The organism is Fluviicoccus keumensis, from assembly GCF_004217445.1.
In the GTDB taxonomy this organism is placed as follows: Bacteria; Pseudomonadota; Gammaproteobacteria; order Pseudomonadales; family Moraxellaceae; genus Fluviicoccus; species Fluviicoccus keumensis.
On record NZ_SHKX01000012.1, the window covers coordinates 16,240 to 30,685 of the forward strand.

Annotated in this window: 14 protein-coding genes; 12 read left to right on the forward strand and 2 right to left on the reverse strand. The window is 59.1% G+C overall.

Annotation, left to right across the window (positions count from 1 at the left end; translation table 11 throughout):
- Positions 1-3 precede the first annotated feature (3 nt).
- The 6 genes from rnhB (at position 4) to EV700_RS16845 (ending at position 7,603) form a co-directional block, all read left to right on the forward strand.
- Positions 4-606 (forward strand): ribonuclease HII, encoded by a 603-nt coding sequence (gene rnhB, locus EV700_RS08190; RefSeq protein WP_242610240.1) that lies wholly within the window; start codon positions 4-6, stop codon positions 604-606.
- On the forward strand, positions 606-1,130 hold the full coding sequence (locus EV700_RS08195) for an O-acetyl-ADP-ribose deacetylase (protein ID WP_130412635.1): 525 nt from the start codon (positions 606-608) through the stop codon (positions 1,128-1,130). The genes rnhB and EV700_RS08195 overlap by 1 nt, the downstream gene beginning before the upstream one ends.
- A 97-nt stretch (positions 1,131-1,227) precedes the next feature.
- Positions 1,228-4,701, forward strand: coding sequence for a DNA polymerase III subunit alpha (gene dnaE, locus EV700_RS08200; RefSeq protein WP_130412637.1), 3,474 nt, complete (start codon positions 1,228-1,230; stop codon positions 4,699-4,701).
- Between the two features lie 15 nt (positions 4,702-4,716).
- Positions 4,717-5,667 (forward strand): acetyl-CoA carboxylase carboxyltransferase subunit alpha, encoded by a 951-nt coding sequence (locus EV700_RS08205; RefSeq protein WP_130412639.1) that lies wholly within the window; start codon positions 4,717-4,719, stop codon positions 5,665-5,667.
- Between the two features lie 4 nt (positions 5,668-5,671).
- A complete protein-coding gene (tilS, locus tag EV700_RS08210; protein WP_130412641.1) occupies positions 5,672-6,994 on the forward strand; it encodes a tRNA lysidine(34) synthetase TilS in 1,323 nt (440 codons plus the stop codon).
- Positions 6,995-7,183: 189 nt separating this feature from the next.
- Positions 7,184-7,603 carry an META domain-containing protein gene (locus tag EV700_RS16845; RefSeq protein ID WP_278044906.1) on the forward strand — a complete coding sequence of 140 codons (420 nt, stop codon included), beginning with the start codon at positions 7,184-7,186 and terminating at the stop codon, positions 7,601-7,603.
- 23 nt (positions 7,604-7,626) lie between these two features.
- Here the strand turns inward: EV700_RS16845 and fabB are convergent, their stop codons facing one another.
- Together fabB and fabA are read right to left on the reverse strand one after the other, a co-directional pair.
- On the reverse strand, positions 7,627-8,841 hold the full coding sequence (gene fabB, locus EV700_RS08220; protein WP_130412645.1) for a beta-ketoacyl-ACP synthase I: 1,215 nt from the start codon (positions 8,839-8,841) through the stop codon (positions 7,627-7,629).
- 60 nt (positions 8,842-8,901) lie between these two features.
- Positions 8,902-9,414, reverse strand: a complete 513-nt coding sequence (fabA, locus tag EV700_RS08225) for a 3-hydroxyacyl-[acyl-carrier-protein] dehydratase FabA (protein WP_130412647.1) — start codon at positions 9,412-9,414, stop codon at positions 8,902-8,904.
- Positions 9,415-9,782: 368 nt separating this feature from the next.
- On the opposite strand from fabA, the gene EV700_RS08230 reads away from it, so the two are divergent.
- The 6 genes from EV700_RS08230 to EV700_RS08255 all read left to right on the forward strand — a co-directional run bounded on the left by EV700_RS08230 (position 9,783) and on the right by EV700_RS08255 (position 14,296).
- Positions 9,783-10,532, forward strand: coding sequence for an electron transfer flavoprotein subunit beta/FixA family protein (locus EV700_RS08230; protein ID WP_130412649.1), 750 nt, complete (start codon positions 9,783-9,785; stop codon positions 10,530-10,532).
- Between the two features lie 2 nt (positions 10,533-10,534).
- Complete coding sequence (locus EV700_RS08235) at positions 10,535-11,464, forward strand: electron transfer flavoprotein subunit alpha/FixB family protein (RefSeq protein ID WP_130412651.1); 930 nt, start codon at positions 10,535-10,537, stop codon at positions 11,462-11,464.
- A gap of 75 nt (positions 11,465-11,539) precedes the next feature.
- The gene (locus EV700_RS08240; RefSeq protein WP_130412653.1) at positions 11,540-12,367 is read left to right on the forward strand and encodes an MOSC domain-containing protein; all 828 of its coding nucleotides are present in this window, start codon (positions 11,540-11,542) and stop codon (positions 12,365-12,367) included.
- A gap of 51 nt (positions 12,368-12,418) precedes the next feature.
- Positions 12,419-13,093, forward strand: coding sequence for a DUF6901 family protein (locus tag EV700_RS08245; RefSeq protein ID WP_130412655.1), 675 nt, complete (start codon positions 12,419-12,421; stop codon positions 13,091-13,093).
- 85 nt (positions 13,094-13,178) lie between these two features.
- Complete coding sequence (locus tag EV700_RS08250; protein ID WP_130412657.1) at positions 13,179-13,862, forward strand: DUF6901 family protein; 684 nt, start codon at positions 13,179-13,181, stop codon at positions 13,860-13,862.
- Positions 13,859-14,296, forward strand: coding sequence for an ammonium transporter (locus tag EV700_RS08255; protein ID WP_130412659.1), 438 nt, complete (start codon positions 13,859-13,861; stop codon positions 14,294-14,296). Before EV700_RS08250 ends, EV700_RS08255 begins: the two co-directional genes overlap by 4 nt.
- Positions 14,297-14,446: the final 150 nt, after the last annotated feature.

The following is a 14,446-nucleotide window of genomic DNA, read 5'->3' on the forward strand; positions in this document are numbered from 1 at the left end:
GAACTGGAACAGATTCTGGCAACCTATACCCGCATCGCCGGCGTGGATGAGGTCGGGCGCGGCCCGCTGGTCGGAGCAGTGGTAGCCGCCGCTGTCATTCTGGATCCCGCGCGTCCGATCGCCGGTTTGAAGGACTCGAAGAAACTGTCCGAGAAACGCCGCGAAGAGTTGGCGAAGGAAATCCGTGAAAAGGCACTGGCCTGGAGTCTGGGGCGCGCCGAGCGGATTGAAATTGATGAAATCAACATTCTGAAAGCCACCATGCTGGCGATGCAGCGCGCGGTCAACGGCCTGAAAGTCATGCCGGATTTCGTGCTGGTCGATGGTAACCGGGTGCCTTTGCTGACCTCGCCGTCGCTGGCGGTGGTGAAGGGGGATTCGCTGGTGCAGGCGATCAGCGCCGCCAGCATTCTGGCCAAGGTGGCCCGCGACGAGGAAATGCACGCGCTGCACCACAAGTACCCGCAATACGGCTTTGATGAGCACAAGGGATATCCCACGCCCAAGCATCTGGCAGCATTGAAGGCGCATGGCCCGATCCTGGAGCATCGTCGTTCCTTCGGCCCGGTGCGGGAAGCATTGAGCCATCATCTGAAGTCGGTGTAATGATCGCGACGCGTCTGTCCGTTGTTCTGGGCGACCTGACACGCCTGGATGTTGACGCCATCGTGAATGCGGCCAATACGTCCCTCTTGGGCGGCGGCGGCGTGGACGGAGCGATTCATCGCGCCGCGGGTCCTGGTTTGCTGGAAGAGTGCCGCCGCCTCCATGGTTGCCGTACCGGTCAGGCGAAAATCACGCAAGGTCACCGCTTGCCGGCGCGGTTCGTCATCCATACCGTTGGACCCGTGTGGCAGGGCGGTAGTCGTGATGAAGCGGCCTTGCTGGCGTCCTGTTATCGGGAGTCCCTGCAATTGGCGTTGGCGAACGGACTGAAAAGCGTGGCGTTTCCCGCCATCAGTTGTGGCGTTTACGGCTATCCGCACGCAGCGGCGGTGCGGATAGCGGTAGCGACCGTCCGTGAGTTCCTGAGGCAGGCGCCAGGGCTGGAAACTGTGGTTTTTTGCTGTCATGACAAGGAGATGGAAGCTCTTTATCTGAAAGCGCTGGAGGTAGCGGAAACATCCTGACCGTCTTTTGGCGTTCCGTTTCCCGATAGCGGGGCATTGCCTGACAGCGGATGGTATGATTCCATTCCTTTCCTGATTCATCGCCCGAGCCCGACCTATGTCCTTCGTCCATCTGCGCGTTCACACCGAGTTCTCCTTGCAGGACTCGCTGGTTCGTATTGATGATCTGGTGAAGGCCTGCAAAAGCGCAAAAACCCCGGCGGTAGCGGTGACGGACCTGAGTAACCTCTACGGTCTGGTCAAGTTTTACAAAGCGGCCCAGGGCAAGGGCATCAAGCCGGTTTTTGGCGCGGATCTCTATGTTCAGGATGGCGACCAGACCTTCATTGTGACGGTATTCGCCATGAATGCCGAGGGATATCAAAGTCTTATTCGTGTTATCTCACGTAGTTTCGTGGAAGGACAGCGCGATGGCAAGGCGATTGTGCAGCGCCCTTGGCTGGAGGAGCTGAACGAAGGGCTGATCCTGCTGCTCGGTAAAAACAGCAACATCGGTCATACCTTGCTCGGCGCGGATGCCAGCCTGTCCGTTCCGGCGCTGCAAAGCTGGATGGCGGTTTTCCCGGATCGCACCTACCTTGAATTGCAGCGCACCGGTCGTGATGGGGATGAGGCGTTTGTGCATGCTGCCGTAGACCTCGCCACGCAATGTGATTGTCCTGTTGTCGCCACCAATGATGTCCGTTTTATCGCCCCGGAAGATTTCGAGGCGCACGAGGTTCGTGTCTGTATTGCCCAGTCCTATGTGCTGGCCGACCCCAAGCGTCCCCGCGAGTACAGCCCCGAGCAATACCTGAAGACTCCAGAACAGATGCGGGAGTTGTTTAGCGATATTCCGGAGGCTATTGAAAATACGATAGAAATAGCCAGGCGTTGTTCAGTGGGCATCCGGTTGGGCAAGAGTTTCCTGCCCGACTTCCCTGTGCCGGAAGGCATGACCGTCAATGAGTTCTTCATTGATATCTCGAGGAAGGGGCTGGAAGAGCGCCTGGACAAACTCTATGACCGCAGCGCCCCGGATTTTGCCGCGACCGCCAAGGTGTATCACGACCGGCTCGATTTCGAGTTGCAGATCATCAACCAGATGGGCTTCCCCGGCTACTTCCTGATCGTGATGGACTTCATCGGCTGGGCGAAAAACAACGGCGTGCCGGTGGGGCCGGGCCGGGGTTCGGGTGCGGGTTCGCTGGTGGCGTATTCGCTGAAGATTACCGATCTGGACCCGCTGAAATACGACCTGCTGTTCGAGCGTTTCCTCAATCCCGAACGGGTGTCGATGCCCGACTTCGATATCGACTTCTGCATGGACGGCCGTGACCGCGTCATCGAGTACGTGGCCAACAGCTATGGGCGCGAGGCGGTGTCGCAGATCATCACCTTCGGCACCATGGCGGCCAAGGCGGTAGTACGCGATGTGGCGCGGGTGCAGAGCAAGTCCTACGGCCTGGCCGATCGCATTTCCAAGCTGATCCCGAAGACACCGGGCATCTCGCTGGAAGAAGCCCGACAGCAGGAGCCGCAGCTGAACGAGCTGCTGAGCAATCCCCAGGAGCGCGATTACGAGGACGGCAACGAAATCTGGGACATGGCGCTGAAGCTGGAAGGCCTGACCCGCGGCGTCGGCAAGCACGCGGGCGGCGTGCTGATTGCGCCGGGACGTCTGACCGATTTCACCGCCGTGTATTGTGATGAAGAGGGCAAGTGGGTCAGCCAGTTCGACAAGGACGATGTGGAAGCCGTCGGTCTGGTCAAGTTCGACTTCCTGGGCCTGCGCACGCTGACCATCATTGATTGGGCGCTGGCTGACATCAACCGCAAGCGCGAAGCGAAGGGGCAGGGGCCGCTCGACTTGACCACCATCCCGCTGGACGACCTGCCCACCTACAAGCTGCTGCAGGAGGGGCGCACCACCGCCGTGTTCCAGCTGGAATCGCGCGGCATGAAGGAGCTGCTGAAAAAGCTCAAGCCCTCCAATTTCGAAGACCTGATCGCCTTGGTGGCGCTGTATCGTCCCGGCCCGTTGGAATCGGGCATGGTCGATGACTTCTGCAACCGCAAGCATGGCCGCGCGCAGGTGGCCTATCCGGACGCCAAGTACCAGCATGAGTGCCTGGAGCCGATCCTGAAGCCGACTTACGGCGTCATCGTCTATCAGGAACAGGTGATGCAGATCGCGCAGGCAATGGCGGGTTATTCCCTCGGCGGCGCGGACATGCTGCGTCGCGCCATGGGCAAGAAAAAGCCCGAGGAAATGGCCAAGGAACGGGTCAAATTCATGGCGGGGGCGAAAGAGCAGCATATCGACGCCGATCTCGCCGGCCACATTTTCGACCTGATGGAAAAGTTCGCGGGCTACGGCTTCAACAAGTCGCACTCCGCGGCCTACGCACTGGTTTCCTATCAGACGGCCTGGCTGAAGCATCATTACCCCGCCGAGTTCATGGCGGCGGTGCTGTCGGCGGAAATGCACAACACTGACAACGTCGTGCTGTTCATTGAGGAATGCCGAACGATGGGTATTCCGATCGTGCCGCCGGACGTCAATCACTCACGCTTCAAGTTCGTGCCGCTCAATGAAACCATTGTCTACGGACTGGGCGCGATCAAAGGTGTGGGCGAGGGGCCGATCGAATCGATTGTCGATGGCCGTCAGAGTGGCCCCTATGAAGATATTTTCGATTTCTGCCGCCGCATTGACCTCAAGAAGGCCAACAAGCGTACCTTGGAGGCGCTGATCAAGGCCGGGGCGATGGACAAACTGGGGCCGCACCGCGCCTGCCTGATGGCGACCCTGCCGGAAGCGGTCAAGGCGGCGGAACAGCAGGCGCGCAATGCCAGCGCGGGCATGATGGACCTGTTCGGGGAAATCGTCGAAGCCACGCCTGACAACGCGTACCCCACCGTGCTGCACTGGACGGATGACGAACGTCTGACCGGCGAGAAGGAAACCTTGGGCCTGTTCCTCACCGGACATCCGATTGACCAGTATCTGGACGAGATCAAGCGCTACATCGGCTGCCGCCTCAGCGACGTGCAGCCCACCCGGCGCGGCCAGACAGTGCTGATCGCCGGGCTGGTGATGGATGTGCGCATTTTCGCCAAGCCGGGCAAGGCCCCGCGCGCCATTGTGCTGCTGGACGATCGCAGCGGCCGGGTGGAGGCCAGTTTCTTTGGGGAAATCCTGGAAAACAACAAGGCCCTGCTGCAGGTGGACCAGGTAATCATGGTCGAGGCGGAAATCAGCCCGGATGAGTATTCCGGCGGTTTCCGCGTTACGGCGCGCAAGGTGTATTCAGTCGCGGATGCCCGCATCAACGCCGCCCGCACGCTCGAACTGACTCTCGACATGAAGACCCTGCAATTGGCCCAGGTCAGGGAATTGCAGGCATTATTGCGGCAACATTTGCCGGTGAACGATCAAAAAAGCGTCGCCATGCAGCTGCGCTGTCAGCAAACCCGAGCGACAGCCGTGCTACAGTGCGGCAATAACTGGCGCGTATACCCCGGCGACAGCCTCATCAAGCGGCTTCGCCAGCTGTATGGTCCCAGCGCGTTGCGTATTGTGTATTAACCGGAACACGAACCCATGAATCCGAACTTTCTGGATTTCGAGCAGCCCATCGCCGAACTGGCGGCGAAAATTGACGGCCTCAAGTCCCTCGGCGGCGCCAACAACCTCAATCTGTCCGAAGAAGTCCGGCGGCTGGAGCAGAAGAGCCTGGCCCTGACCGAAGAGCTGTTCGCCAACCTGACTCCCTGGCAAGTTGCGCAGATGGCGCGCCATCCGCAACGCCCCTATACCCTGGACTACATCAATCATATCTTCACCGATTTTGATGAGTTGCATGGCGATCGAGTCTTTGGCGATGACGAAGCGATTGTCGGCGGCATCGCCCGGCTGCAGGGTGAGCCGGTCATGGTCATCGGTCATCAGAAGGGGCGCGATATCAAGGAAAAGGTTCGCCGCAATTTCGGCATGCCCAACCCCGAGGGCTATCGCAAGGCCTTGCGGCTGATGGAAATGGCCGAACGCTTCAAGCTGCCGATTTTCACCTTCATTGACACGCCCGGCGCTTATCCCGGTATCGAGGCGGAAGAACGCGGCCAGAGCGAGGCCATTGCCCGTAATCTGGCGGTCATGTCCCGGCTGAACACGCCTATTATCGCCACTGTCATTGGCGAGGGTGGCTCCGGTGGCGCCTTGGCGATCGGCGTCGGCGACAGCCTGCTGATGCTGCAATACAGCACCTATTCCGTGATTTCACCGGAAGGCTGTGCCTCCATTCTCTGGAAGACCTCGGACAAGGCCGCCGACGCCGCCGAGGCCATGGGACTCACGGCCCAGCGTTTGCAGGAATTGGGTTTTGTGGATGATATTGTCCAGGAGCCGCTTGGCGGAGCCCATCGCGATGTCGGCCAGATGGCCGAGAATCTCCGCAAGGTCTTGTTGAAGCATCTGCGCAAGCTTCGTTCGCTGGATACCGCCGCTCTGCGCACCCGCCGTTATGACCGCCTCATGAGTTACGGCAGTCTTTGATTCCATGCCAAGGGCCGTTGTAGAAAAATTTCTGGCGGAGGCCCTGAAACCCGATCATCAACGATTGGTGGTTGCGTGCAGCGGCGGACTTGACTCGGTTTGCCTGCTCGATATCGTTGCGGCATTGCGTCCCATTCACGGTCGTCCCCTCCATGTGATTCATGTCCATCACGGAATCAGTCCCTTTGCGGATGAGTGGGCCGCGTTTGTCCAGCGTAGGGCGCTGGCTTGTCAGGCGGATTTTTCGGAGCTGCGCGTTCAAGTGCAGGCCGGCGGCAGCCTGGAAGAAGCAGCCCGTGAGGCCCGCTACAGGGCGATTGGCGACTCGCTTGTCGCAGGTGATGTGCTGCTGACAGCCCATCATCGCAATGATCAGGCGGAAACGGTGCTACTGCGATTGTTGAGGGGCAGCGGTGTTACCGGGCTTGCAGCCATGCACCCTCAGGGCCGTTTGCCGTTTCAGCAGACCCATGTGCCGCTTTGGCGCCCGCTGTTGACGATTTCGCGCGCAGAGTTGGCGGCATATGCCCGGTGCCGCGGTCTTTCCTGGGTTGAAGATGACTCCAACACCGATCTTCGTCATAGCCGGAATTTTCTGCGTAACACCGTGATTCCTTTGCTTGGCCAGCGATGGCCCCGTGTGGCGGAGGTCCTGTCGGAAACAGCGGTGCGCATGCGGGAATCCGAGCACCTGCTGAATGAACTGGCGAGTCTGGATTTACAGGTTGTCGGGCGCGAGGGAAATACCCTGTCCATTCCGGATCTCATGCGTTTTGATGATGTCCGGCGGATGCATGTGCTGCGTTTCTGGTTGCGACGATCAAATCTGGATGTTCCGGACAGGGCTGGTTTGCGCATCTTGCTCCGGGAGGTTTGCGCCGCACGCCCGGATGGGGCGCCCCGGTATGTCTGGCGGCATACCGAGGTTCGCCGATATCGTGACCGTCTTTATGCCATGCCGCTTCTGGAGGAAATGGTGCGCGGTCCGGAAGTGGTCTGGAGCGACCGGCTGCTGCCACTCCCTTTGAGGGATGGTCGCATCCTGACGCCTCAGGCCGGTGAAGGGCAGGGGGCAAGCCTGGCGAAGTGGCTGGGCGCTGCCAGCGTCATTGTCGGTGTGCGCAGGGGAGGTGAGCGGATACTCCTGCCGGGTCGCGAAGGTCGCAAAGAGCTCAAGACGCTTTTCCAGGAAGCAGGCATTCCCCCCTGGCAGCGTGAGCACTGGCCTTTGATACATGTCGATGGCGAGTTGGCAGTCGTCCCGGGCTTATGGGTTTCGGCAGCACTGCAGGCGCGTGACGACGAGGCTTCCATCCGGATTACATAAAACTACAGTCGTCCGGTTTGACCCGAAGGCAGAATCGCAAGCCATAGCCGCAACGACCCATAACAATACTGTGATGAGGATAGACGAATGCTGATCAGAACAGCGACTTTCATGATGGCCTTGGGGGCAGGGATCCTGTTGACGGGGTGCGCCACGACACGGGCGGTTCCAGAGCCCGTTGTGTCGTCCATGGAGGCGCAGCAGCCCGTCCCCCTTCCGGGAGCTGTTGCCCCGACGGCGGAAACGGCAGCGCGGGCATCATTTGAGGTAGCAGGGCGTCCATGGCGATTGCGTAACCTGCCGTTTGCCGTTGCGGATCGAAGCGCCAGCCAGCGTGAAGCCTTTGTCACCTTCAAGTCCGGTGGTTCGGTGATGGAGGGAAATACAGGCTGTAATCCGATCAGGGCAAGTTACGAACTTCAGGGCGCCGCCTTGCGTATCCGGAATCTCGAAGGAACCCTGATGCCTTGTCCGGACGGAGTTACCTTTGAAGCATTGTTCATTCAGGCGTTAAGCGATACCGCAGAGTGGCGGGAAGATGACGGCGCGTTGGTGTTGCTGAACGCCGATGGCTATCAGTTGGCGATTTTTGACAGGACAGCCCCCTGAGCGCGAAGCTCAGGGGCGAAGGCCTATATGCGACTGAAGATCAGCGAGGCGTTGGTGCCGCCAAAGCCGAAGCTGTTGGACATCACGCGCGTCAGTGGGTGATTTTCGAGGGTATTGCGAACGACGGGCATATCCACGGCCTCCGGATCCGGCTCGTCGATGTTGGCGGAGGCGGCCACAAAGTTGTTCTGCATCATCAGCAGGCAGTAGATGGCCTCTTGGACACCGGCAGCGCCCAAGGAATGGCCGGACAATGACTTGGTCGAACTGATCAGGGGCAGGCTGTCGCCGAACACGCGACGGATGGCCTTCAGTTCCACGGCGTCTCCGGTGGGTGTCGCTGTACCGTGGGCGTTGACGTAATCGACCGGACCGCCGGTCATTGCCAGGGCCAGTTGCATGCAGCGCGCTGCGCCGTCACCGCTTGGAGCCACCATGTCGTAGCCGTCGGATGTCGCGGCATAGCCGGTCAATTCGGCGTAAATCCGGGCACCGCGCTTCACGGCATGTTCGTATTCCTCCAGCACCAGCATCCCGCCGCCGCCTGCAATTACAAAGCCGTCACGATTGGCGGCAAAGGCGCGCGAAGCGGAAGCCGGAGCGTCGTTGAACTTGCTGGACATCGCACCCATGGCATCAAACAGGCATGACAGGCTCCAGTGCTCTTCTTCACCGCCGCCAGCGAAAACCATGTCCTGCTTGCCCAACTGGATTTGCTCCATGGCGTTGCCGATGCAGTGCGCGGACGTGGCGCAGGCGGACGAAATGGAGTAATTGACTCCGTGGATACGGAAGGCGGTCGCCAGTGTAGCGACGACGGTGCTGGTCATGGTGCGGGGCACCATGTAAGGACCGATGCGTTTTACGCCTTTCTCGCGGGCGGTATCGGCGGCAATGACCACGTTGGCGGTTGAAGCGCCGCCGGAGCCGGCCACAACCCCGATCCGGGGATTCTCCGCAACGTCTTCCAGTGTCAGTCCGGCATCGGCAATGGCTTGCTGCATGGACAGGTAGGCGTAAGCCGCGGCATCGCCCATGAAGCGTTTCAGCTTGCGATCGATGGCGGCTTCGAGATCGATATCCGGACGGCCGCTGACCTGGCTGCGAAAGCCCATGGCGGCATATTCGGGATTGAAGCGAATACCGGACACGCCGTTTCTGAGGCTGTGGGTAACTGATTGGGCATCATTGCCCAGGCAAGACACGATCCCCATGCCGGTGACGACGACTCGACGCATTGTTATTTTCTCCGCCGCATACAGGACGCCCCCGGATTCGGGGGCGTTGGTACATCAGAATCAGAAGTTGTCAGTACTGGTGAACAGGCCGCAGCGCAAATCCTGCGCCGTATAGATTTCACGTTCATCGACCAGCAGCCGGGCATCGGCAATACCCATGACCAGTTTGCGTTCGATCACGCGTTTGATCTGCAGTTCATAACGCACCAGGCTGTGCTTCGGCAGGACCTGCCCGAAGAACTTGACCTCGCCGACGCCCAACGCGCGTCCGCGTCCGGGATTGCCTCGCCAGCCCAGATAAAAGCCCAGCAGCTGCCACATGGCGTCAAGGCCAAGGCAGCCGGGCATGACGGGGTCGGACTGGAAGTGACAGTCGAAGAACCAGAGGTCCGGACGGACATCCAGTTCAGCAATGATTTCACCCTTGCCGAAGGCGCCGTCGCCGTCAGAGATTTTCTCGATGCGGTCAAACATCAGCATGGGGGGAAGGGGAAGCCTGGCATTCCCCGGACCGAACAATTCGCCGCGTCCGCAGGCGAGGAGCTGTTCCCGGTCAAACTGGTTTACACGCATTGGCACATCCGGTTTTTCAAACGGGAGGATTCTAGCAAGTGAGTCTGTCATAAAACCTACATGAAGCAGCAAGTAATGTTTCTAATTGTTGTCAGCGGCCGTTACAGGGGCATGACAACCTTGCGAATTCGCCCCGGGAACGCGGCGGCCGGAATATTATTATACAGGTGTATACCGACGCCAATGACATATATCAACAAGGCTCGGGCACTTTGTCAATGACTGTAAAAAACGGCCCGGTCGTCAGTGTGGCCTTGACCTTGATGACAAGATTGCGCAAGATATCCCACCCTTGGCGTGCCTTGCTTTGGCCGGGTTGCGCCAATCCCACTGTACTTCCTGATAAATCGTCACCATCCGAGGATTCCATGAAGGCTCTTGTTGCTGTCAAGCGCGTTGTAGACTACAACGTGAAAGTTCGCGTCAAGGCGGACAAGACCGGTGTTGAGCTCGCCAACGTCAAAATGGCCATCAACCCGTTCTGCGAAATTGCCGTTGAAGAAGCCGTCCGCCTGAAAGAAAAGGGCATCGTCACCGAGATCGTCGTGGTTTCCGTGGGCCCGAAAGAAGCCCAGGAACAGATCCGCACCGCCATGGCGCTGGGCGCGGACCGCGGTATCCTGGTTGAAACTGCCGAAGAAATTCAGCCCTTGGCCGTGGCCAAGCTGCTGAAAAAGATCTGCGACGCCGAGCAGCCCCAGCTGGTGATCCTTGGCAAGCAAGCCATCGATGGTGACAACAACCAGACCGGCCAGATGCTGGCTGCCTTGGCCGGTTACGCCCAAGGCACCTTCGCCGCCGTGCTGAAGGTTGAAGGCGGCAAGGCCGTGGTGACCCGTGAAATCGACGGCGGCGCCCAGACCGTTGAACTGAACCTCCCGGCCGTGGTCACCACCGACCTCCGCCTGAACGAGCCGCGTTATGCCGCTCTGCCCAACATCATGAAGGCGAAGAAGAAGCCTCTGGATGTCAAGACTCCGGCCGACTTCGGCGTCGATGTCACTCCGCGCATCAAGACCCTGAAGGTTGAGCCGCCCGCCGAGCGTTCCGCCGGCATCAAGGTCAAGACCGTTGAAGAACTCGTGGCCAAGCTCAAGAACGAAGCGAAGGTGATCTAATCATGGCAGTCCTGGTTTACGCTGAACACGATAACGCCTCCCTGAAGGGCGCCACCCTCAATACTGTTGCTGCTGCCAAGGCCATTGGTGGTGATGTGCACGTGCTGGTTGCCGGCTCCAACTGCCAGGCCGCCGCCCAAGCCGCCGCCCAGATCGCCGGTGTCAGCAAGGTGCTGGTCGCCGACAACGCCGCCTACGCCAACCAACTGGCTGAAAACGTCAGCCTGCTGGTCGCCGAACTGGGCAAGGGTTACAGCCACATTCTGGCTGCCGCCACAACCACGGGCAAGAACTTTGCTCCTCGCGCCGCCGCGCTGCTGGATGTCGGTCAGATTTCCGAAATCACCAAGGTGATCAGCGCCGATACTTTCGAACGTCCGATCTACGCCGGTAACGCCATCGCCACCGTGCAGTCTTCCGACAGCATCAAGGTCATCACTGTCCGCGCCACCGGCTTTGACGCCGTTGCCGCCACCGGTGGTTCCGCCGCTGTGGAAGCTGTTGGTTCCGCTACCGACGCCGGTACTTCCAAGTTTGTCAGCGAAGAGCTGGCCAAGTCCGATCGTCCCGAGCTGACTGCCGCCAAGATCGTGGTTTCCGGCGGCCGCGGCATGGGCAACGGCGACAACTTCAAGATCCTGTACAGCCTGGCCGACAAGCTGGGTGCCGCTGTCGGCGCTTCCCGCGCCGCGGTTGACGCCGGTTTCGTGCCAAACGACATGCAGGTCGGTCAGACCGGCAAGATCGTCGCTCCGCAGCTGTATGTCGCCGTCGGTATTTCCGGCGCCATCCAGCATCTGGCCGGCATGAAGGACTCCAAGGTCATCGTCGCTATCAACAAGGACGAAGAAGCCCCGATCTTCTCGGTGGCTGACTACGGTCTGGTGGGCGATCTGTTCGACATCGTCCCGCAACTGGAAAAGCTGGTGTAATTCACCGCTGACCCGTTCAGAACGCCCCGCCAGTCGGGGCGTTCTGCATTCAGGAGTCTGGAAAAGGAGAGCGGCATGAGTTTGTATGTGGCGGGGTTGGCCGTCTATCCCCTGAAGTCCGCCGCCGGGATTCGGGTGGAGGAAGCCCGGTTAACTCCCTGGGGCCTGGAGTGGGATCGCCGTTGGATGCTGGTGGATGATCAGGGCTGCTTTGTCACTCAAAGGCAGATGGCGCGCATGGCTTTGTTGCGAGTTTCGGTGGAAAACGGGATTTTGCAGGTGGCGGCGCCGGACATGCCGCTGTTGTCGGCAATTCCTGTCGATCCGACGGCACTGGTGGTGACGGTATGGTCTGACCGGGTTCAGGCCTGCACCGTCAGCGCGGCGGCGGATGAATGGTTCACTCGTTTTCTGGGGAAGTCAGTCCGGCTGGTATTCTTTCCGCAAAGCAGTCATCGCACGGTCGACCCAGCCTGGGCAGGAACCGGACACTGCACGTCATTTTCTGACGGATTTCCGCTGCTGGTCACTTCAACCTCCGGAATGGACGCCTTGTCAGAATTGTGGGGGAAATCGGTTGACTGGTTGCGATTTCGGCCCAATATTGTGATCGGTGGCTCAGATCAGGCATTTGCTGAAGATGACTGGTCGAAATTACAGATAAATGGAACAAACCTTGCCTTGGTTAAGCCATGCTCGCGCTGTGTCATCCCCTCGATTGATCCGGCGACGAGCAACAAGGACAAGGGATTTCTGGAAATGCTGGCATCGGTTCGCCGGCAAAGTGATGGCAAAGTCTACCTGGGACAGAACGCCATCATCGTTTCGGAACTTGTCGAAAAAAATACCTGGATTCATTCGGGTGATGCCGTCAGTGTACTCGCGAGCCGCTGCAAGGGCTGAGTGTGCGGGTTTCAGGTTTGAATCCCAATAGAAAACCAAGGAATTAAAGCAATGATCATTACCTATCATTTTTCCTTTGATGATGGTCGGGAAATGTCCCACGAGGTTAATCTGGACCGCCTGTATGACCGGGCCAGGGCCAAGGCATCGCCCGCCTGGACCAAGCTCGACAACAACAAGTGCCAGAATTGTCCGTTGTCCTCGGCGGAAAACGCCAATTGTCCGGCGGCCGTTGATCTGGATGCCGTGATCCGTGACTTTCATGGAACGCTGGCCTCGACCAAAGTGAATGTTCGCGTCATTACCCCTGAGCGCGAATACGTCAAGCGCGTGACGGTTGAGGAAGGGGTGCGTGCGTTGATGGGGCTGGTGATGGCAACCAGCGCCTGCCCGGTTTTCGGAACACTCAAGCCCAATGCCCGACATCACCTGCCTTTTGCCCGGCAGGAAGAATATATTCTTCGTTCGGTCTCCCTGTACCTGATGAAACAGTATCTGGTCTGGCGTGAAGGGGGCGAGCCGGACTGGGAGCTGAAAGGATTGGTCAAGTCCAGCGAGCAGTTGCAAATGGTGAATCATGCCTTCTGGCAACGCATCATGACCGAGTTCCAGAGTGACGCCAATTCCAAGGCTTTGCTTAGCTTTTTCACCATGTCGTCGAGTGTTTCTTCATCCCTGCAAAGTCAGATTACCAAGATGAAGAGCGTTTTTTTCACGGGATCGTGACATTGCGGGGAAGCGGGTCTTTCCCGTTCCAGATTAATTGTAGCGCGTGGGGCATGAAGCTCCGTAGCCTTTGGAGACGGAAAACATGCAGATTGAATACCGGTTTTTTCTGGATGACGGACGTGACCTTGCGTTTGTTGTCGACGTAGACAGGCCCTATCGACCGGTTCAGGGCGGCGAGGCGGCTCCGGCCTGGACCCGACTGGCGCATTGCCGATGCGTCAACTGCCCCTTGGATCCGGCGGAATACCCGCATTGCCCGGCCGCCCTCGATCTCGATCGCGTGGTCAGCAGCTTCCAGAAAATTCCCGCCAATACCAGGGCCAACATTCAGGTCAATACGCCGGATCGGGAATACGCAAAACGAGCCCCCGTCGAAGAGGGGGTGCGCTCACTGGTCGGCCTGATCATGGCCACAAGTGCATGTCCGGTTTTCCAGGAATTAAAGCCGAATGCGCGCACGCACCTGCCCTTTGCAAACCGGGAGGAACAGGTTTTGCGTTTGGCATCGCTGTACTTGATGAAGCAGTATCTGGTCTGGCGCGACGGCAAGGATCCCGACTGGGATCTGCGCGGCGTGGTCAAGGAGCATCAGGAGTTGCAGCAGGTGAATCAGGCCTTCTGGAAGCGACTGATGTCCGTGTATGAAGGCGATGCGAATTCCCGGGCGTTGCTGAGCTTTTTCTCCGTATCGGCCGATGTGGCCAAATCCCTTGATGAGCAACTCGCCCGTATGAAAAACGTCTTTTACAGCAGTCACGAAGCGTGAGTCAGTTTGCCTGGGTGATGCTGGCCATCGGTATATTTGTGTTGGGCCAGTGGATGATGATGCGCCCGAATGCGCGAGAGTCGGGACTGATGCATTTGCGCGAGGCGGCGCGGAAGCGGGGGCTGCAGCCCCGGCTTCTTCCGGCGCCAACCTGGCTGGTTCAGGAGCACCGGAAAATGGTGCCGGTCTATACGCTGATTGTGCCTAATGCCGTGATGCCTTATTGGCGAGCCCAATGGGTGGAAGGCCGCCTGCAAACGGTCACGCCGGGGCTGGATCGTCTGGCACAGCTGACGCCGCCTGACAGTGTCAAACTCGTGCTGGCGATCGAGGCCCAGGCCAATGCCGTCAGTTTTTATTGGGAAGAGGAGGCTGGTGAGCAGGTGCTGGATGAGTTGAAGGCATTCTTGTTGGCATTGGCTTCCGCGTCCTGAATGTGGCGGCATTTTCTGTAAATAGCCGTCAGCCGACACGAATCACCGCATTTTACCGTATAACTTCTTGTATGCTTGCTTGACCCCGGCGCGGCTTCCTTTTATATATGCCCACTTCGCGCCTTCCCGCGCCGACCAAAACCTATTTAC